Here is a 20722-nt window from a genome sequence, read left to right as displayed (position 1 = left end):
GCTTATTAATTTTAAGCTTGTATTCTTTTTACTTCTCAATTGGAACACTACAGTATTATTAGTAACAATTATATTTATACTGTTTTTTTGATAGAAACCCCTTGTGTCAATAGTAATTATAGATGGATTATTATCTAAAAGTGATAGCCAATCATTAGAGTTTTTCCCTTCCTCACTTAACATATACTCAATACAGGTAATTGTAGTATTTAAAGTTCCTAATGAAAGGTCAAACATATAAGCAAAGCTCATAGTATTATTACCATTAAAATACACTCTATATCCCTTTTCTCTTTGATTAGAATGTCCTTTAAATGGTTCAATACGAAAAACTATATCTTCAAAATACCATTCCAATCCATCTTTTTTTACTTGAAAATCCTATACCCTTTAATAAGCTTTCTAACTTTGTAGGTTCTAGAGGACAAAAGCATGTGATTTTATACATATGTAATCCTCCTACAGACATTAGAATCAAATAATTTAGTCGTCGTCAAAACCTTTCCCTCCTAGTGAGTATTTTGTTTCATTTCTATTAATTTTCTTTTTTGTCGTTTACTTTTTTCATAAAAAAAAGCCTTCAGGACAGTTAATAGCACAGCTGCTATTAAAACTGAACCCAAAGGCTCTACATTTACTAAGTAAAAGAAAAATCCAAAATAGAAAAATAATCTGATTTAATTTTAACTTTTTATCCTATTATTTTCAATAGTTTCAAAAGATATCGTCAGTTATTCGAGCAGGACAGTCTGTTTACAAAAAAAAATGAAATATACTTTTATACTTGAAGATACATCACAGTCATAGATTTCTATAATTTCCAGATACATAATTCATAACTAACTTTCCAGCAGCATCTATTTTAAAATTCGACTCTAGAATCGTTTTATTCGAATTAGATTTAAACTTGAACACAAATTCACTGTCGTCAATAAATGCTTTCACACAACACTATAAGTATTTGTTGTTTTTTAACAAATTTGCTGAATTAAGTTAGGTGAATTGTTTTTTGGAGAATTAACATCATTTGAAACTTCAAAAGCATCCATTTGTTCAAAGTCAAAGGGAACAAGTAATTTACTTAACGAGTTAGTATCGGTATTTGTTGGATTTAGCCAGAATTGTTCATCTTCAGGTTTTAATATGACTGGCATTCTATCATGTATTTCAGTCATTAGCTTATTTGGTTGAGTGGTAATTACAGAACATGAGTATACCATTTCTCCTTCTGGGGATTTCCAAGATTCCCAGAAGCCAGCCATACCAAATGGTTGATTATTTTTAAGTTTTATACGCATAGGAATTTTACGTTCATTTGTACGTTTCCATTCATAGAAAGAATCAGCAAGGATCAAACAGCGTTTCTTTTTATAGGCATTACGAAAACTTGGCTTTTCGGCAATTGTTTCTGAACGAGCGTTAATCATTTTATAACCGATTTTCATATCTTTAGACCAGGGAGGAATTAATCCCCAACGTAAATATCCAAGACGATTCTTTTCACCATCATTGATCACAGAAAGTACGGATTGAGAGGGAGCTACATTATAGTTTGGGTTATAATGGGATTCTTCAATTGCTGAGTCGATATTAAAGCGGTCAATAATTGTTCCAAAGTCGGTAAATAAAGTAAAGCGACCACACATGCTATCACCTGCTTTTTAGGTTAAGTGTAGCAAAGTAGAATACGGAAAACAAACGAGTAGTAACTTATCGTCAAGTACGATAACTACTACTTATTATTATATTATTAATAATACGAAATCAGCCTTTAAAAAAATAACGCGCTACCTTCAGGCTGCGCGTTTATAAATATAACTACTATCCCTACTATTTTTCTCTTTATATTTTTTTCTTGTTCCCTTTTTATAACTAAACGCAATTAAAAATTTCTACCCGACTTTTTTGAAATAACTTTAAATTTTTCTTTCAGTCTTCTATTTGATAACCTATGAGATATTTTTTGATAACGGCAGTTCTTTTATATTTGACCATAAAACTTCAATTGTTTTTTTTCCATTAGCAGCATTAAAGGTGATTTTATTTATATAAGTGAGTTTAACTAGATGCTTCTCAGTATAAAAGGTAGATGTTTTGTAAACAAGAGAGTGTTTATTATTTTTAGATTTTTTTATTAGCAAAATTATCATCCTTTATTTTTTTCTTAATTTTATTAAGAAAAGTGAGGTTGAAATGATAATTTTGACAATGAATTTTTCATTTGCTTTTTCTCCAATTGTATAGAGATAATAAATACGTTTTTTTTTGAACATAAAAACAAGAACCTTCCTACGATATATTGTAGGAAGGATTATTTAAAGTGGTTAATTTTGTATCAATATAATTATTCTTATCTTCGAATCTGATAATAAAGTTGTTCGATTCTTAATTAACTAAATTTGGACTGCGAATACGGCTCGGAACAATGATAGTATGGTAATAATCTGCAAATTCACGATAGGCTTCATTCAGAATAGGCTCTTCTCGATGTGCTTTCGTAACACCTGTTTTTAAATTATCGGGAACCAGTGTTTCAGGAACTCCCTCAAAATACTCCAATGCATGGATGTAACAGTAAGCAAATTAGCTGACTTCATATCTAAAAATGCCTCAACATAGCGAATTGACTATAAGGCAAGGTCGCAATAAAAACATATGCTGGAATCATTTCTCCTGTTGAACGCTCTATCATTTGTAGCGTATATCCAGCCCAATCTACCTCCATGACTTCACCTGGCTATCTTCGAATAGGCATTGTTAACTTATATTTCTTCGCATATTTTCCATAGTTTTCACAAAAAGTAAGATAGGCATATGGAATTTTTCCACCATCACGTGCTTCTGTCGCATACTCATGATGCAATAAAGTCAAGGTGACATTCTTTTTTTGTAACTCCTTATTAACCTTTTCCCAATCAACTGGAAAGTATCCTTTCTCCATAGCTTGTTTCTCTGGAAAAAGAAAAGCTTCTAACCATGGATTAGTCATTGTATCGTTCAAACTTTCCACACCGAGTTTCTTGGCACGTTGAACGACATCAGAAACGGTATTCCTTGAATGTCCAGTACTAGAACTAATGGTCCTCTGACTGATTCCTTTAAAATGAAGTTACAGAATCTTACGACAATTAACCTTAATAAAAACCTCCCGTATATTAGTGTCATGCTTAATTGCATGCAACATAATTATACAAGAGGCTTTCGTGATTCTAATTATAATGGCTCTCCATTCCGCAATGACTGGCTCAAAGCTCCGCATAAGTGGCTCATTTCATCTGCAATAATCACTGGTTCAGGTAAATCTTATTTACCTAGTGCATTCGGAGTATCTGCTTGTCGTCAATTCTATAAAATTAAATACATCCGTTTGCCAGAGTTACTAGATGAACTGTCACTAGCAAAATTAGTTGCGGACGGAAGTTATCGTAAATTAATCAAAAAATACACGAAGGTCGATTTACTTATTTTGGATGGATGGTTACTGACAGATTTATCAACGGATGAAGCAGCAATCTTACTAGAAATCGCAGAATCTCGCCATAAAGTAGCTTCAACTATCTTCTGTTCGCAAATTGATCCTAGAGGATGCATATGAGATTAGGGAATGAAACGATAGCAGAAGCTATTTTAGATCGAATTATCCATGCGTGAGCGCCATGGACTAGGTAGAGCACTCTAATATGGCAGTAATGACTAAAAAAGAACTACGGAAGTTAGAGGAATACTTCTACTATGTCGGATACAAAAACTGGTACCCATTTCCCCAGGAACTAAAAGCAGTTGGATATCTATGGAAAGGAACCTTTTCCACAGGAATGGAATGAACAGGACATATTTGAGGGGCAAAAAAATGATTAGAGAGTATTTTAAAAATAATTCTAATTAGCAACAGTCAGTAAAAGAAAAGCCCTACAGTTTATTAAGCTAGTAATCTGTAGGGTTTTTCTATGCTTGGTAAACGAATTGGCATTGTGTGGTACATTTATTGGTGAAGACTGGTAAAAAACATGGCAAGGGTGGTAAAATCACCCGGCTGTAATCAATTTTAGATTGAGGCAATTGTTCATCATCCCCATACTTCTTAGCTGTTCTCCAGTTAATACCAAGTATTTTTTGGATCTTAGATATAGATAAACCCTTGTTGTTTCTCAAGTTTTTGATACAATGAAGCTAGTATCCTTTCATATTCCTCCACTCTGTAAATGATTCGACACCATTACAGTAGAGGGATTTGGGGTGACAGGAAAGTCTTATTTTATGCACTTATAAAATAAAGTGCAGGACCCTGCATTGCAAAAGCTCTGCACTTTTATTTTGCAATAAACAATTATTTTTAATTACTTCTTCCAGCTAATTTTATTTCCTTTCATTTTATATTATTTTGTATTTAAGTAGATTAATTTAAAATAATTTTTTTATCCTGATGTGAAATATCCTCAATTCTGTGTGTTATTAGTATTGTTATTTTATTCAATCTTAAATTTCTAATTTGATTTATAATATGTCTCTCAGAAGTAAAATCGATAGCTGATGTTGCTTCATCCAGTATTAATACATCTGTATTTCTTATTAATGCTCTGGCTATTGCTATCTTTTGTTTTTGTCCACCCGAAAGATTTGAGCCGCGGCTCTTAATTATTGTATTAATTCCTTCTGACATATTAACTATATCTTCATAAAAGTCTACAGCTTTTAAAACTTCAATAATACTATCATCTTTAACATCTGCATTTTCACCCATTAATATATTATCTTTAATGGTTGCCGTATAAATTATGGGATGTTGGAAGACAACACTTATTTTTTTTATTATTAGCTTCTGTGATATGGTTTGCAAATCAATTTCATTTAAGAAAATTTGCCCATGTTTGGGCTGGATAAATTTGCACATTAGATTAATTAATGTTGTTTTACCAGAGCCGCTACGGCCAATAAGATAATACAGATTTTTTCCACTTTTAATATTAAATGTAATTCCTTCAATCACTTTATGAGTTTGATTTTCATAACTATAAACAATATTATTAAATTCAATGGATTTTATAGAAAATGATTCTTTGTTTTTTAAATCTTCAAATTCTTGAGAGTTTTTCACTTCTAATTTCGAATAAATTTTAGCTACATTTTCAACAATTCCAAGTTTGGACTTGAGCTGTAAAAAATATTTAAAAGTGTTTTGATATGATTCATTCAGCTCTAATATAAGTTGATATAAAATAACAATACCACCTATTGTAATTTTATTTTCAAAAGCCAAATATCCACCAAACATTACTATAATAAATATCATTATTAGAGATATACTTTCTTGAATACCTATCTGTTTTGCTATTATACTACCTTCTTTAAATGAAATACGCATATAATCTTTATAGTAATTTTGGAATTTTTTGTTTACCCATTCTTTATTATTCATTATGATTATTTCTTTAAGAGAATAAATAGAATCCTTCAAAAAAACATTTAATTTTTTCTTTTCCTTAAATACAGTAGAGAATATTTTTTTTCTTTTAGCAGAAAAACTTTTATTTAAAAAAGCACTATATACAGCAAAGAAGAATATAAAAATAAATAAATAAATATTTATACTCAGGACAAAAATGCTAATCATTAATGCCGTAACAATGGACTTGAAGAAATCGGGAATATCACCTGAAACCCAATTAACTACTAATGTGACTTCGTCATTCAAAAAATGAATATATTCTCCTGAATGTTTACTAGTAAAATCCATGCTAATTTCATTATCGTCGCAAAAATTCTTAAAATATTTTTCAATTACACTACTCTTAATTAAACTACTTGTTTTAGATTGTAACCATGGGTTTATCACGCTTAGAATTGCATGAAAAACATAAAAAATGCCTAATAGTAAAAGGATAGCAATTGAATGATTGAGGTTATCATTCAGAATATGATCAATTATAAGTTTTTGAAATTGCATTGATAGAATTAAGATAGAGACTTCAATAAGGATAAAGAAAAGCAGTAAAAAGAAATAGAATCTCCCTTTTTTACTATTGAGTAATAAAACTCGTAAATAACTAATCATGTACTTCACCTACTAATGATCTTAATTCTATAATTTTTTTTTCCTTTATTTCGAACACTCTATCGAATTGAACTTTAGGTAATTTATCGTGAGAAACAACTAATATTGTTTTTCCTTCAAATTCCTTAAATATTGTTTTAAATATTTTATCTGTATTCACCTTATCTAAAGACGAAGTAGGTTCATCTAACAAAATTATTTTTGGATTTTTCAATAGATTCCTAGCTATAGATAGGCGCTGGCGTTGTCCTCCAGATAAAAACTTTCCTCCATCACCAATTACAAAATGGTAATTTTTCTCTTTTTGCATAATTTCATTATGTAATTCGGCTTTTCTAGCAGCTAATTTTACGCTATCTAAATTGTTTTCCTTATTGGTACCTATAACAATATTCTCAATAAAAGACTCATTAAATAGAAGAACATCTTGAGACATAAATGTAATGTTTTCTCTTAAATTATTCCAGGAAATTTCGTCAATATTATAATTTCCAACCTTAATTATGCCTTTATTAATTGGGTATAATCCTGCAATAATCTTCAATAAAGTGGATTTTCCTGTTCCACTTTTCCCTACTATTAATATTTTTTCTCCGGATTCTATATTCAAATGAATTTCCTTAAGAACTTCTTTATTACTGTATGAAAAATTCAAATCACTAATTAAAATACTGCCAGATGTTACATCCTTATCCCCATATTTATCACGTTTAATTGGTACACTTTTCTTCATCATTACATAAAGCTCATCTACCTGTCTCATTAACAATATTACTTCATTCCAAATAGTAATTATTCTAGTAATTCTCCACATTGAACTAAAATATATAAGAAGGAATGAGACAAACTCACCTGGTGTTAAAGATTCATTTCTAACTAAGTAGATACCAATAGCTAATATAAAAATTGATCCAATTCTGAATATAGTTCTTCTTATACTACTTCTTAAGAATCCGTAAAAATATCTCTTTTCATTCCACTTATTATTTACTTCTAATTCATTTAATAGAAATTTTTGTATCCATCCGAATCCACCATACATTTTAATATTACTAATAGATGAAACAGTTTCTTCTAATGCATTTATGTAACTACCTTCTGAGGATGAAAAGTTCTTTGAAGATATATCTGCTTTAATTTCAATAGAAGGACCAATTATTAAATATAGTAAAAGAAATGGAAGTGTACATAATGTTAAAATCCAATTAGTATAAAGCATTAAAGTAATAGCTATTAAAGAAAAAATTGAAGTTTGAACTATTGTCGGAAAATAATAACGATAAACTTTTTGAATATAATTAATATCATTAATACATTTTTTATAAAGATCGCCACTTTTCATATTATCAAGTTCTTTAAAATTTAAAGAACTTAAATAGCTTAAGAAGTCACTTCGAAGATCTTTTATAGCTAATTCTTGAATTTGACGTTTATATATTTCTGTTTTACATTTTGAAACCAATGAAACTATTGAAAAAACCACAAATGCACATCCAAAATAAACAAAAGAAGCCTTTCTTTGTGAAGGTATAATATGATCTATTAAATATTGAATTGACTTTGGTATAATAAGTTCAATTGATAAAGAAAATAGCCCAAGCAAAATAAATAAGATTACCTTATTCTTGTACGGTCTTAAATACTCAAGTATCCAAAATAATACTTTAATATTTCTGAAAAAGTTTTTATTCATTTCCAATTCCTTCAATCCATAAGTTTATAGAAGTTTAATTTTGCCAAGGTGCTTATACTATCTCTAAGATTTTTTTCATCTATTTGAGGATTAATTAAGTGGCTTTTTCGACCTTTAAACTCTATATAATTATTCAATATGTTAATTTTATTTTTTAAACTTAGACTTTGGGGATTCTTATAGTCTAATAAGGGACTTAAAGATATAAAATTTAACTTTTCTTTATTTATATAGTTATTATTAGGATTCAAATTAAACCTATAATGTCTTTTTGTATTAAAAATACTTTTTTTCAAATTTCTTCGATGTTCATAGTTTTCAATTTTATTTCTTTCTATAGTAAATAGCTCTGGTAACCTTTTAAACATTACTGTATTATCATATTTTTTTATAGCAGTAAATCTACTCGAAAGAATACATATTTCCCCAGAAAGGTGATACTCCAATAAATTTTTCTTAATTTTATTGTTTACTTTGCCTAATAACAATATATTTTCATTTAGTTTATTTTTAAAAGCCAAAGAACTTATTAAATACCAATGATTAGCGAGTTCTTTACTATATAGAATATGTTCTTTGATATACATCCTAGAAAAAGGAAAAATAAAATCGTAGGGTCCTATAATAAAAAGTTCATTTGTCCTATTATCTTCATGGAATATAATTAAAGTTTTCGAATCAATATAGATTTTTTTTTTATTTATTTCAATAATAGAAAAATCCAAACTATTAATTTTTTTACTACCTTTTCTTTTACCATCCTTCTCTAACAATTTGATTAAATTAATTAATTCAAAATCATTTTTATATAATATATGACATTTAAACCTATTTTCATTAAGTGTATTGTTATAACTTATGTTATAAACATAGTTAAAATAATGCGAGAAATGCATAAATAAATTCGGTAAATTGGTTTGTACTTCAATATTATTATCTACAAAAAAGACTCTTTTTGGTCCATAATATAATTGAGTTAGATTCAAAATATTTATAGAATTCATTTAGTTTATGCTCATTTCACTATTCGAATCTTTTAACTTTTCAATTAATAATTTTGATATTTCTGTTAAATGGTATTTCTGATCCCCTTTTAAATTTGTATTTTTAATTTCTAAAATTAAGTTATAACTTGAAGCTTTTATTTGTGATTCACTAAGTTTTTGTAACATAAATCCGTTCCAAGATTTCCAACCTATTTGATTTGGTTTAAAAAGAAATAGATACAACCAGTCAAACCAATAGCGACCTATTATATTAACAGTCGAATGTAAATTTGGATTATGATGAATAAAATCTCCTTTAAGTTTATGACAAAATTCGTTATAATTTTTAGTAAATAGAATCGATTCGTGCCATAAATTATCTATTGATGGACTATACATTTCAAGACTTGGTACTAATGCTTTTAGTAAAAGAAATCTCTTTAATTCTAATATTTGTTGATTAATTAAACATATATTTTGTTTTTCCTTTTTTAAATACAAAATCCGTTGAGATAATTTAGTAAATAATTCATCTTCAAAAATACCGTTCAAGTATTCATTAGTCCTTTTTGATATTCTGTCTCTATTAAACCCAATATCCATCATTTTATTTCCTCCCCATATCTATATCTCTAGTTAAAAATCCATGACTTTCTAGAAAATCTATCGATTTGCCGTAATCTTTAGTTAAATCTGGATAATCTTGTAATAGTCTTTCAATGTTATCTTTTAAGTCTTCATCTATTAATATATATTTACTGTTTAAAGGAGTTTGTGCAGTAATTAAATAATAAAATGTCTTTTTATGCTTTTTTATTTTTATTTCTTTATCCTTTATACTACTAAATAAGTATTTTAGATCGATATTAGTACTTAAAATTACTGGTTTAGAGCAAATTCGTATAACGGTATTTTCAATTGAAAAATTAATTCTTCTATTTGAATAAGAGGATATTTGTCTCTTAAAACTCTTCAACGCTATAATTTTACTATATTCTATTTTTAAAAGCTCAGATGCAATTGGGTCTTTTATCCTTTTTATTATTTTACAAATTCTATTGTAACCACTTTTTATAACATTGGAATATTCAGAATGGTAATCACTTATTAATAAATAATCAAATGTTTCGTATTTATCTAAAATATAGGAGATCGTATAAGGAAAATACGAACAAATGATTACTATATTTTCAAATAATATATTTCTATTATTAATTTTAGAAACATTCTGTCCTAAATATTCAATATTTCTAATATAATCATCTATAGAATTATTTAAATTAAAATCAAAATTATTATCATTCGTAAAATTTGGAGGGTTATCTATAAATTTTTCAATTGCCTTATATAAGTTTTGGGAGAAGTTATTGTCCTTAATTAATAGATAATTATTTTCGCTGTACTTCTCCCTATCTTGTAACTTAAGAAAAAATTCCTCTGAAATTAATGCCAACTTACCCGCACTCATTGCTTCATAAAATGTGATTGGTGTATGAATTGATACCTTGAAATTCCTTTCTAACAAGGAAATTAGATCACAGTCATTAAGAAATTGGTTAATTTCCCAAGGTTTAAACGGGGAAACATTTGCTAAATAACCTTTACTCTCCATAAAATTCAGTAATTTCTTTGTTTCATCGTCAATATCATCATTATAAGTAAAGCTAGCCTTTAAACAAACATTCTTACCATTTTTATTTAAGTCAATAATGACATTTGATAATTCCCTTAATGATTTATAATTGTTTAATTTTCCGAAAATCCCAATAGTTAGCGATTTGTTTTTTAATATATATCTATTTTCTTTTTTCCTTTCCTTCTCATAAAGCATTATTGGTGGCGGAGTTAAAGTTAACTTTTGCAAGGGAATACTTAAGCTTAAAAATTTAGAAAAATTTTCCCAGGATGTACCTACTAAGTCTGCGTTTTGAAATATATATTCATAGCGGATTGCTAGTTCTGGAGAAGTTGTTAATCTTTCCAAATCACTCCCTGCACTATATTGATAAATAGGTACTCCAGTTAAATTACTTACTTCGCTAGCAGCTGCACCATAAGGTTCTAAGTATCCACTTAATATAACTGAACTTTTATACTTATCAATTACATAAAGAGAGAGCCCAACTAATTTGGATTGAGACATTTTGTCTTCAGGAAAATGTTTATGCCTCGTATGGTCATAGGATTCAGTATAATAAAACTTTAGAAAGCCACCAGATATTGGGTTTTTATAATCGAGCAATTCTAAATCAGATATACTATAATTGACTGCACGAGGATTCCCGATTTCTTCATTAGTATTTGTAACCACTCTCACCTTATATCCTCTATTTGCTAACTCTCTAATCCGCCAATACTCCTGAGTGGATACTCCCCCAATAGTGGGAGGAACTTTTGTTATAAACAAAAGTTCTTTATTCCATTCTCTAATTACTGGTTTTTTAGGTTGTATCAAATTGTAATGCGTTAATAGGATTTTTTTAAATGAATTAAAATTGTATCTAATAATATTCATAGCTTTTTCACTCTTTCATAACCAAGTATATCGATTATCTCTCGTATATCTGAAATTCTTCTAATATTTTCGAATCCCTCACTAGATAAATTTACTCCGAGAATTTCTTCGATTTCACATAATAAACCTAATCTAGCTAAACTATCTAAGCCTAATAATTCAAAATCATCAATATTTATAGCTTGACTTATGGGGAGATTTGAATAAAATTCTATAACTGAAATAAGTTTATTTTTATCTATTTTAATTCACTCCACTAACAATTTTATTTTACTTTTATTTAGTTTGCCATTTTCCATCCTTGGTAATTCACTTAGGTAACAAATTTTGAATGCTATATTATTAACTTTTTTCACAAGAAGTTTTCTAAATTCTAATTCATTAAACTCAGAGGTTACTACTAAAAAAATAACTATATTATCATTACTTGAACTTACTTCAATCGTTATTTCCTTTATAGCCTGAACCGTTAATAATTCTTGTTCTAACTGGAATAAAGAAATAAATCTTCCCCCAACTTTAACTTGGTTATCTTTTCTCCCTTCATAATAAAAAATTTCATTGTCATCTTTATATACTAAATCCCCTGTATTATAATATCCTTCGTTATCAACAATAATTTCCTCCGAATTGTAGTATTGTTCTATACAAGCATAACCTTTTATTAAAAGCTCACCTTCACTACTAATTTTACATTTATATCCACCAATACATGCGCCTAAGACCACTTTTTTTGACAAAGCCCATTCTATAGGAGTATAGAAAACAATCCCTGTAGTCTCTGTACTACCCCAAGCTGAAATTAGTTTTTTTCCTGTAGTATTAAAGAAAGTTTCTCTAAATTGATATTCTACCTTTTCTCCTCCTACTTGTAGGTGTTTTATGTTATTCCAATTTTCTTTTTTTATAATTGACATTAAATACTTATAAAGATTAGGGGTTGCTAATAAACTTTTTATATTAAATCTTTCAATTAATTCATTTATATGTTGATATTCATTTGTTGTACAGAGAACGCAACACTCTCCAGCAACCAATGGTTTAACAAATAATTCATGTGGATGCATACTTTCTGAGAAAAGACACATGTAACTTCCATTTAACTCTATTGGTAATGATAAATTAACATTAATGGCGTTATAGACCACTTGTGTAGTCTTGGTAGAAAAGATCTTTGGAGTCCCTGTAGAACCAGATGTTAAATTAAAATAACGTGATTGCTCTTCTTCACACTCTATATACTCCTTAATATCAAGTTCAATATCTTTAAAATTTAATTCGAACTCTTCAATAACATCTAATTTACTATCTAATCTATATAGAACTAACTTCTCGTTTATAAATTTAATTATATATTTCATTCGTGTAACTTTGCCTATTATTAGTAATTTTGATTGACTTATATTTACTTCTAATGGTATAGCAGAAAATCCACATCTAAATACTCCTAAATAAACTATCGGTAAATTAATATTTTTGGGTATACTTATACCGATTTCCGTATTTTCATCTAAAACATATTTAGTTAATAAATATGCCAATTTATTTACTAAATGATAAAAGTCACTATACGAGACTACGTTTTTTCTATCAGCTAAAGCTATTTTTGACGGTGTTTTTTTCGCGTAATCCTTTAAATAATCATTCAATTTACTTATCATATTATAACCTCAACCTAAAATTTGATTTTTCCCCTGCAATACAAATGAATTTGTACCAGGATAACTATATTCTCTCATTTCTCTATATGCCTTTCGCCAGTTACTGATTCTTCCTAAAGTTGTATATTTTAAAAACTGTGCATCAAAATGCTTTATTGCATAGTCAAAACAACTTTCATCAAATGGCCAGAATAAAGGGGTAATCATCTCTTTTTCAGGTATTCCAGATAGAATAGCAAGTTGACTGCCAGGTAGTACTCTCATTCCGAAGGAAAAGAAAATTTCTCCTTTTTTAAAATTCTCATTGGTGAATTTGCATGTTTCTTTAATAGACTCTTCATTTTCTTCGGGACCACCGAATAATAACATTCCTAGGAGTGTTACATTGTATTTTCGACAATTATCAATAAAGGTTTTAGCAATATTTAGGTTGAATCCTTTTTTCAATTTTATTAACATACTTGGGGAGAATGTATCAAAAGAAACCATTAATTCTTTACATCCTGATTGAGCAGCTAACGCAACAAACTCTTCATTTACAGTGGGCTTAGCATAGGCAGACCATCGAAATCCATCTAAATTTAGATCGATTAATAGATTACAAATTGATTTAGAGTGGTCTAAGTTAATGTTGAAAAGTGAATCTGTAAAAAAGATTTCTCTTATACCCATATCGTACAAATTTAGAATATCTTCTTTAAGCAGTTTTAAAGGTCTAGTTATATTTGTTTTGTTATCTATTTTTCCATAAGAACAATAAACACATTTCATTGGACATCTACCACCACAGCGAGTAGGTAGTCCAATTTGCTTAACACCAATATCCTTGTAAGTTTGTACTAAAGAGTTAGTAAAATCTAATGAAAAAAGAGAATGATTAGGAATTAATCTAATATCTTCTCCTAGTGACTGAATATGATCAGATAAAAAATCAAAAATTTCTTCTTCTATATTTCCTTTAATTCCATATTGAAAAGGTAAATATTTTTTTAGGCCTTCAGAATAAACTGCATAGCCTCCGCCACCGATTAATGTACGCATATTAGGGTTTCTTTTTTTTGCTATGGGTATAATTTTATCCATAAAGTCTTTATAATACTTTAAATAATACTTACTGTTCAATTCCATTGAATCAACATTTCTAATGGAAAAGGCTAAACAATCAATATGACTGTTTAGAAAACTTAAATTCAAATATTCTTCAGGATTCTCTTTAAAGTCTATTAATTCAATATCAACGCCAAGTTGCTTTACATAACTTTTGACATATACTGCACCAATAGGAAAAACAGGATGAAAGTCCATTGTGGGTAGAGAATTTAGGTTTATTAAGGTCATTTTATAATTTCTCAAAAATCCTCACTCCCTTGTAAGTTTTAAATTCAAAAAACCTTCTTTGTATGTCTTTGGATTAAACCTAAGTAGTTTTAGAAAGGATATTTTCCTCTCTTCTTCTAAATTGATTTTCAGTATAAATGGTCTTTTCGAATTAGTGTGCTTAATTATATACTTCAGTGATCCAGTAATATCTAAAGTCGCATCATATGAAACCGAAAATAATAGCTCCGTAAATATACCATTATTCCACCAACATACAGCGCAATAATTAACACCTGCTTTTCTTCCGATTAACCAATTAGTTTGAATAAAATTTTGATTTTTTAAATTTGAATTAAGATTAAAAAGAAAATTCCTTAATTCATCTTGAGTAGGTACTATCCATTCATCTAAATAACTTTCTTTAATTTTTACTAGTTCTACAACTGACTTATACTCAAAAAAAATTCTAATTATCGGTTTTATATTTTTTTTAAACTCAAATTTTTTTAATAAAGTAAACTTCGCCGTTTCTGGAAAAGAGTCCCAAGCTATAAGTCCGTTAGGAGATAAATTTGATAAGTCCTCAATTGAATATTTCAACAACTCATATAATATTTTATGATTTGATTTTTTAGAGAAAATGCCACCTAGATAACCAGTACCATCTAAAAGAATGCTTCTATGGAATGCCTGTATGCTGGAATTTTCCTTAAGGATAATCCAGCGATACTGATCTGGTTTTGTTAGTTCTTCTTTTAGATTTTTACCAAATGAAAATGGAATCTCTAATTTCGAAATTTCTTTATAATCTTCAATTGTTGCCTTAGAGAACATAACATATTAATCTCCATTCATTCTTAAAATTTTCACATAACCTTTATCTGCATTAAGTTCAATAGTTTCATTGTTTTTTAATAGTTTTCTAGTTGAAGTATTAACTATAATCGCTGGAATATTTTCTTCTCTTGCAAATATTGCTCCATGAGATAGAAATCCACCCGTTTCTACAATGATTCCTAAAGAATTAGTTAGATTATAGGTTAAATGAGGAGTTAGTTGCTTTGCTACAATAATAGAACCTTCCGGTATATCTAAATAACTGTTTCTATCGAGCGGATTTTCTATTATAAATACTTTCCCAATAACTGAGCCCCATGATACACATTCACCTAAGATAAGATTTTGATTTTTTGTAAGTTCTAAATTCGTTTCATCTAAAGCTGTGCTAGGCATTAAAGCACGATTTTTATCAAACTCTATTTTTCTGTCATATATATCTATATTTTCCGAACTGTTTCCAGATATATATTTTTCTAACTCTATTTTTCTCAAAAAAAATACATCATGCTTATTATTAAGTAAACCGTTCCTATGTAGAATAACGCCAATATCTAGAATAACTTTCCTAACTGACGCAGCACCTTTTTGGAGGACATAATCATCATTTTCAGTCCTTAACAGTAGATTTCGATATTCTAATACAGCATTCCTAAACTTCATTTTTTTTTCTAGAGGTAACTTCTGTTGGAGTTTATCTAATTTATCCTCCCACTTAGATTCTATTTTTTTATTTTTTATAGGGAGTCTTTTAGCTTTTTTTATTAAATATTGAGGGTTTTCTCTTAATGTTTCGATATGTATAGCCATAGGATGAGGTATTTCATCACCATATAAATTAATAAAATCTTTAAAAGAAGTACTATTCATAATTAAGTCATCAATAAATTGCGGATATTCCTCCTCGTTAGTACTATTATTTTTTATTAATAATTGAATATTCTTAGCAATTTGTACCAAATGTCTTGATTTGTGAAATGTATGAGAATTTAAATTTGATGTTAAAATGCCTAATTCCTTATTTTGATTTTCTATTGGTACTCCTATATCATCAAAAAAATTCAGAATTATTTTTTTAATATTTCTCCGTTTGATCATCCAATCTCTATCCATATAAACATTAAAAAACTCTTTAAAATTCTTAATTGCCTTTTGTAATTCAGTATATAATTCTTCTAAGTTTCCACATTTTGTATTTATAGTATTTTCAAACTTAATCACATACTCTTTTTCTATATTGTCCCAATTGAAACTGTGTTCATTACTATCGGTTTTATTACTTGAAGTTTTTAATTTTATATATGGATATTGATTGATGAAAGTCGTAGACCAATGATTAGAATTGAAAAGTCCTCCTGGATCAAGATCTTGTATTAAAGGTGTTACTGGTTCGGTACATTGATCTAAAAGGAACCACTCTTTACTTGGGGGTATTATAAAATTAGATTTTATTCCCAAAATAGGTCTCACTTGTAACCAAAAGATAGTGTTATTCTGTATACAAAACTCTACGTCAATTTCATAACGCAAGTTATTTTTTAATAAATTCATGTATTCTTTCAACTCAGACACAACGTTATCAATGGAAAAATCCCCACTTGTCCATTTATCTTCTTTATATTGAAAGGGTTTACTCAATCCTCCGACAAGTTTATGACCATCACCTTTAACTATCTCTATTATTGGACCTTGAGACTTTCTCAATGGATCCAAAGAAAAGGCAACTCCAGAAAAGTCAGCTTTAATTTTTCTTTGAACTATGACTCCCATTGGGTGGTTTAGCCTTGAATTATATACTGATATAATTGCAGGAATTAAATCTGTAAAAGTGCTAATAGTTTTAGTAGAAAACTTTCCGGCCATGGTCTTATAATGGCTATCTTCTATTGAAGATGAAGATCTAACAATTAAACCATCCTCTGACCAAATTTTTAAGGCTTCTACATTAACTTGCTCTAATACTTCCTTTTTACAATTAATAATTTCCTTACAATCGTTATTTGTAAGAACAAATCCTTCTGGAATATTAAAATTCAAACTTGATAGCTTAAATAAGTTTTTTGCTTTATTACCAATTTCTTCAACATTTAATTTTCTAGTATTTTCTAGTAAATTTATCAAACTTATTCTCCTCTTAAATAGTGACTGATCAAGCTAATAGTTTGGTCAGTCACTATAATTAATTTTAACTACAACAAGAACTTGCAGGTATATCCATACTTGTAACATCCACTTGAGTAGAGATTTTTTTAATGATACTATCGTATAAATCTCTATCTTGGCTTAAATATGCAGTGAATTCGGCTAAATCCATTTCTATCCCCACTTTTTCAAGTGCAGTGTATGGATCTTCTGCAAAGAGTTTTATAAACTCTTGATTCTCTAATTCCTGTAATAATGGTGCAAATAGTGGATTCGTATTACGAATAATTTGATTCATAACAAACTTCCCTTCTCATTTTTATTTTTTGAAAATTTACAATAATATGTTAACATTTTATATATAACAATTCAACCTTAAGGAGGAAAATATGGAAAAAATATCAATAAAAGAAGAATTTGATAAAAAAGGTTATATTGTGTTAGAAAATATTTTTAATTTAGAAGAAATGCAAACCGCAAGAGAAGAGGCAAAACGACTTATAAAAGAAAAAAAAATGAAATCTAGAATCAAGGTTGATGAAGAAAAATTAAGAAATGAAGGAGTTTTTATTGGGTTATCTAAGATAAGTCCTCTCTTTGAAAAAATAACAAAAAATATAAAATTAATAAGAATATTAAAGAAATTATATGATAAAAATCTAATTTTTATTGATGATAAATTGGTTTATAAAAACTCTGACATACGGTTTGGCACACCTTGGCATCAAGATTGGGAATATCTTAAAGGAAGTCATAAAGTATCAGTTTGGATTGCACTTGATGATGCAAATAAAGAGAATGGTTGTCTTCAAGTTATTCCTGGAACACACAAAAACAAAGTGATTCACAAAGGCGATTCGACAGATGGCTTTTCAAAATCAGTGATAGTTAATATGCATCCTGAAAATATTATAAATATCGAAGTAAAAGCTGGAGATGTAATTATTCTTCACGACTTAATCCTACATGCTTCCTGCGAAAATATTAGTGGGGGTGAGCGATATTCTTTTATACCTACTTACAGTAATATCGATTGGAATCTAAATAAGTTATTGTTAAACACTACAAAGAAATAATTCACTATTTTAGTTGTACTTTCATATTAATTGCCATAGGTACTTTAGAAAACACTGATAATTATAGGTATTCAATTTTGAGTTAAAAATCAAGAATTACAATACTTGGAGAGAAGTAACCTGATGAAATCAAACATCTTATAAATCATACTTAGATTGCAGACAGCGAGGAATCTAAGCCTAGTTAAAAAGCTCATATCCAGATTAGAATAAAAGTTCAAAGCTATAAACTCCCATATTATAAATTAGTGCTCTTAAATGTTATTAAAGTTTGGGGAAAATATATACTAAACACTGATATAATAAGATTAAAAAAATGAAATTTAATATTGAATCACAAATTTCACTTAATCCAAATTAAATTTAAATGAAGTGAATAAATTCTATTTAACAAATTACATTTCAACCAAAAAATATTTCAGATAAACATAATTGTAAAAACCTCTCTAGGAGAGGTCGGCTTGTAGAAAAACCCCCTATTTTTAAAAGTATGATTTTGAAAAAGGGGGTTTTGGATATCTTAATTGATCACGACCCCAACATATGGTTTTTAAGACATTATCGAACCACTGGTGTATAGTGAAATTGTGAAAAAAGCTATCGAGACTTTCTCGACAGCTTGACCTCTCTTAGGAGAGGTTTTTTTAGACTATAAACTGAGGAATACTCCAAAGCAACATTCCTATTCAAAAGAAGACTAATAAATATACCATATATACCTCTATTATTAAATCTAGTTTTTAGAGATACAAGAAACTAGGAAGTTATTGACCAAGGGTAGCCAATCCAACGATCGATTTTCTCATATCCAAACTTCCTTTTGCTGCTCAACATTCACTTCATTCAACATGCTCTTTCAGTTCCTTTATCACCTCTGTGAGAATTTATTTAATTAAAAGCCTGAATTCACTTCTATGAAAACAGAGCCATCTTTGATTAGTAGAGAATCACATTGCGCTGTTTTAAGTTCCTCTATGATTACTGGAACCCAAGAATTGTTTGTTTTCTCGGTACTTTGATCTTTAAGAATTTTCTTCTAGTATCCAAATTGATGACTAACCCCATTGTCCTCGCACCATTTAGCTTGGGATTGACCGCTCGCTTTGTAGTCAGAAATTCGCAGTTCCAATTCTTTTCATAGTTCTAAATTATGGCTTCTGGTCATGAAAAATCCTCCTCAAAATACATTTGTAGAGATTATCTCAAAATTTATGGCGCATGTACATATGGGAAGAGTTTTACTCTTATCATCTAGCAATATGAATAGTGTTATTAGGGAACAGCATATGTTTCTATTTTCCTAACTACAAATCCTCCTCTTCAAATGAGATATTTGTATAATATTACTATTAATTATTTAAGTCCTGTAAAGTTGTTAGGAGTGTAATTATTTATATATATACTCTTGAAGAGTTTGTTGTATATTCCCTATCTTTACAACGCTATACTGATCAAACTTTTTCATTAAGTTAACTTGTAAATTTTCCTATACTTACTAAGTGCCAAATTAGTGGCAATATAGCTCGATAGTCAATTTTTCCAGAGAAACTTTTTGCTAATTCTATAACTGTTATTTCATCTAAATATGTAATTTTTTCTTCTAGTTCCCTTAACCATGACTCTGTGTTTTTCCTAGGCTTTAAAAAATTTCATAGAAAAAGAATATTGGATTTTATAATATCAGGTAGATTCTCTTTAGGTGTTACAATGGAATATTCCCAATTATTTTTTCTCACATAACTAAGGCGTGCTCTCGTGATGTACGAGAATTGTTTAAAATCTTTACTTCACTGAATTTGATAAAGAATAGGTACTGGGTTATCTTTAAAGACTAAGTAATCTGGAATATGATTCCATTCTACATTTTTTCAATTCTATATTAAAGAACTTAATTGGTATTTCAACAGGCTGATCATAATACCTAACTGTGTTCAATTCAAGTTCTAAAATATAGTAAAATAGACACTCACCCCATAATGATTCATACCAACAGCTCTTTTCATTTTTGGACTGTATAAGTATCCACTCATATGATTGATATACTTGCTTTGCACATTGTTCACCATTCTCTTTGACCATATTTGGCATACTTAATACTCCAATCTTTATTCGACCAATTCATAGTACATAATCCAATAAATGGATTTTTTAATGACAAACTAAAAATAATAACAAAATATTCTATTTTTTTAATGGTCTAGTTTACATAAGATTTAATGACAATTCTCATTAAAAACAAAAAAACCAGTATTAACAAGCAATAGTTAACACTGATCTTGTGACAAGATATTATATAACTTTATGACAAATTAAAATATGTATTTGGCAAGCAAAAAATGCATAAAACGGCAATCAAAAATGTAACCACTTGCCAACGAAATTTAATTCTGAATAATTGACTCCTTATAACGATAACTATCGCCTTTAAATACAATCAAAT

At 28.5% G+C, this 20722-nt stretch carries 19 protein-coding genes and 1 pseudogene; 2 read left to right on the top strand and 18 right to left on the bottom strand.

Translation table 11 applies throughout. The annotated features are described in order from the left end of the window. The 5 genes from F9279_RS25425 to F9279_RS25870 form a co-directional block, all read right to left on the bottom strand. Window positions 1–357, bottom strand: a 357-nt coding sequence (locus F9279_RS25425) for a hypothetical protein (protein WP_193224694.1), incomplete at its 3' end; no start/stop codon positions are given. Window positions 358–971: 614 nt separating this feature from the next. Continuing rightward, the gene (locus F9279_RS23530) at window positions 972–1646 is read right to left on the bottom strand and encodes an SOS response-associated peptidase (protein ID WP_152116568.1); all 675 of its coding nucleotides are present in this window, start codon (window positions 1644–1646) and stop codon (window positions 972–974) included. A 739-nt stretch (window positions 1647–2385) separates the two neighbouring features. After that, complete coding sequence (locus F9279_RS25420; RefSeq protein ID WP_193224693.1) at window positions 2386–2559, bottom strand: hypothetical protein; 174 nt, start codon at window positions 2557–2559, stop codon at window positions 2386–2388. 40 nt (window positions 2560–2599) lie between these two features. Beyond that, on the bottom strand, window positions 2600–2725 hold the full coding sequence (locus tag F9279_RS26030; protein WP_264298280.1) for a hypothetical protein: 126 nt from the start codon (window positions 2723–2725) through the stop codon (window positions 2600–2602). 12 nt (window positions 2726–2737) lie between these two features. Next, a complete protein-coding gene (locus F9279_RS25870) occupies window positions 2738–3001 on the bottom strand; it encodes a hypothetical protein (protein WP_226793873.1) in 264 nt (87 codons plus the stop codon). 285 nt (window positions 3002–3286) lie between these two features. Here F9279_RS25870 and F9279_RS23520 point away from each other — a divergent pair. After that, a pseudogene (locus F9279_RS23520) lies at window positions 3287–3645 on the top strand (ATP-binding protein); the annotation flags it as partial. Window positions 3646–4396: 751 nt separating this feature from the next. On the opposite strand, the gene F9279_RS23510 reads toward F9279_RS23520, so the two are convergent. The 11 genes from F9279_RS23510 to F9279_RS23460 all read right to left on the bottom strand — a co-directional run bounded on the left by F9279_RS23510 (window position 4397) and on the right by F9279_RS23460 (window position 17504). Continuing rightward, on the bottom strand, window positions 4397–6052 hold the full coding sequence (locus tag F9279_RS23510; protein WP_152116567.1) for an ABC transporter ATP-binding protein: 1656 nt from the start codon (window positions 6050–6052) through the stop codon (window positions 4397–4399). Further along, window positions 6045–7745 (bottom strand): ABC transporter ATP-binding protein, encoded by a 1701-nt coding sequence (locus F9279_RS23505; protein ID WP_152116566.1) that lies wholly within the window; start codon window positions 7743–7745, stop codon window positions 6045–6047. Before F9279_RS23505 ends, F9279_RS23510 begins: the two co-directional genes overlap by 8 nt. Window positions 7746–7756: 11 nt before the next feature. Further along, window positions 7757–8749 carry a hypothetical protein gene (locus F9279_RS23500; RefSeq protein ID WP_152116565.1) on the bottom strand — a complete coding sequence of 331 codons (993 nt, stop codon included), beginning with the start codon at window positions 8747–8749 and terminating at the stop codon, window positions 7757–7759. Further along, on the bottom strand, window positions 8750–9337 hold the full coding sequence (locus tag F9279_RS23495) for a hypothetical protein (protein WP_152116564.1): 588 nt from the start codon (window positions 9335–9337) through the stop codon (window positions 8750–8752). It abuts the gene before it with no gap. A 1-nt stretch (window position 9338) separates the two neighbouring features. Continuing rightward, entirely contained in the window at window positions 9339–11246 is a 1908-nt protein-coding gene (locus tag F9279_RS23490) for a glycosyltransferase (RefSeq protein WP_152116563.1), read from the bottom strand. Continuing rightward, window positions 11243–11419 carry a phosphopantetheine-binding protein gene (locus tag F9279_RS26370; protein WP_226793876.1) on the bottom strand — a complete coding sequence of 59 codons (177 nt, stop codon included), beginning with the start codon at window positions 11417–11419 and terminating at the stop codon, window positions 11243–11245. The genes F9279_RS23490 and F9279_RS26370 overlap by 4 nt, the downstream gene beginning before the upstream one ends. 75 nt (window positions 11420–11494) lie before the next feature. Then, window positions 11495–12907: an AMP-binding protein gene (locus F9279_RS23480; protein WP_152116562.1), complete on the bottom strand. Its 1413-nt coding sequence runs from the start codon at window positions 12905–12907 to the stop codon at window positions 11495–11497. Between the two features lie 9 nt (window positions 12908–12916). Further along, window positions 12917–14260 carry a B12-binding domain-containing radical SAM protein gene (locus tag F9279_RS23475; RefSeq protein WP_152116561.1) on the bottom strand — a complete coding sequence of 448 codons (1344 nt, stop codon included), beginning with the start codon at window positions 14258–14260 and terminating at the stop codon, window positions 12917–12919. Between the two features lie 6 nt (window positions 14261–14266). After that, window positions 14267–15061 carry a hypothetical protein gene (locus F9279_RS23470; RefSeq protein WP_152116560.1) on the bottom strand — a complete coding sequence of 265 codons (795 nt, stop codon included), beginning with the start codon at window positions 15059–15061 and terminating at the stop codon, window positions 14267–14269. Between the two features lie 6 nt (window positions 15062–15067). Beyond that, window positions 15068–17185 (bottom strand): PEP/pyruvate-binding domain-containing protein, encoded by a 2118-nt coding sequence (locus tag F9279_RS23465; protein ID WP_152116559.1) that lies wholly within the window; start codon window positions 17183–17185, stop codon window positions 15068–15070. Window positions 17186–17249: 64 nt separating this feature from the next. After that, entirely contained in the window at window positions 17250–17504 is a 255-nt protein-coding gene (locus F9279_RS23460) for a hypothetical protein (RefSeq protein ID WP_152116558.1), read from the bottom strand. A gap of 91 nt (window positions 17505–17595) precedes the next feature. Between F9279_RS23460 and F9279_RS23455 the strand changes: the two genes are divergently transcribed. Further along, window positions 17596–18282 carry a phytanoyl-CoA dioxygenase family protein gene (locus tag F9279_RS23455; RefSeq protein WP_152116557.1) on the top strand — a complete coding sequence of 229 codons (687 nt, stop codon included), beginning with the start codon at window positions 17596–17598 and terminating at the stop codon, window positions 18280–18282. 1036 nt (window positions 18283–19318) lie between these two features. On the opposite strand, the gene tnpA is transcribed toward F9279_RS23455, so the two are convergent. Together tnpA and F9279_RS23450 are read right to left on the bottom strand one after the other, a co-directional pair. Further along, the gene (gene tnpA, locus F9279_RS26365) at window positions 19319–19411 is read right to left on the bottom strand and encodes an IS66 family insertion sequence element accessory protein TnpA (RefSeq protein ID WP_412988929.1); all 93 of its coding nucleotides are present in this window, start codon (window positions 19409–19411) and stop codon (window positions 19319–19321) included. Window positions 19412–20106: 695 nt separating this feature from the next. Next, a complete protein-coding gene (locus tag F9279_RS23450; RefSeq protein ID WP_152116556.1) occupies window positions 20107–20370 on the bottom strand; it encodes a hypothetical protein in 264 nt (87 codons plus the stop codon). Between the last annotated feature and the right edge of the window lie 352 nt (window positions 20371–20722).

This window comes from Bacillus sp. B1-b2, assembly GCF_009183415.1.
Classification (GTDB): domain Bacteria; phylum Bacillota; class Bacilli; order Bacillales; family Cytobacillaceae; genus Niallia.
The sequence above is the reverse complement of the archived record's forward strand: the minus strand, read 5'-3'. Positions and strand labels throughout refer to the sequence as shown.

Coding starts and splice junctions, on each gene's coding strand:
- F9279_RS23495 (WP_152116564.1), bottom strand. CDS start 9,337: ATGATGGATATTGGGTTTAATAGAGACAGAATATCAAAAAGGACTAAT.
- F9279_RS23455 (WP_152116557.1), top strand. CDS start 17,596: ATGGAAAAAATATCAATAAAAGAAGAATTTGATAAAAAAGGTTATATT.
- F9279_RS26030 (WP_264298280.1), bottom strand. CDS start 2,725: ATGGAGGTAGATTGGGCTGGATATACGCTACAAATGATAGAGCGTTCA.
- F9279_RS23510 (WP_152116567.1), bottom strand. CDS start 6,052: ATGATTAGTTATTTACGAGTTTTATTACTCAATAGTAAAAAAGGGAGA.
- F9279_RS23490 (WP_152116563.1), bottom strand. CDS start 11,246: ATGAATATTATTAGATACAATTTTAATTCATTTAAAAAAATCCTATTA.
- F9279_RS23505 (WP_152116566.1), bottom strand. CDS start 7,745: ATGAATAAAAACTTTTTCAGAAATATTAAAGTATTATTTTGGATACTT.
- F9279_RS23450 (WP_152116556.1), bottom strand. CDS start 20,370: ATGCCAAATATGGTCAAAGAGAATGGTGAACAATGTGCAAAGCAAGTA.
- F9279_RS23530 (WP_152116568.1), bottom strand. CDS start 1,646: ATGTGTGGTCGCTTTACTTTATTTACCGACTTTGGAACAATTATTGAC.
- F9279_RS23480 (WP_152116562.1), bottom strand. CDS start 12,907: ATGATAAGTAAATTGAATGATTATTTAAAGGATTACGCGAAAAAAACA.
- F9279_RS23500 (WP_152116565.1), bottom strand. CDS start 8,749: ATGAATTCTATAAATATTTTGAATCTAACTCAATTATATTATGGACCA.
- F9279_RS23470 (WP_152116560.1), bottom strand. CDS start 15,061: ATGTTCTCTAAGGCAACAATTGAAGATTATAAAGAAATTTCGAAATTA.
- F9279_RS23460 (WP_152116558.1), bottom strand. CDS start 17,504: ATGAATCAAATTATTCGTAATACGAATCCACTATTTGCACCATTATTA.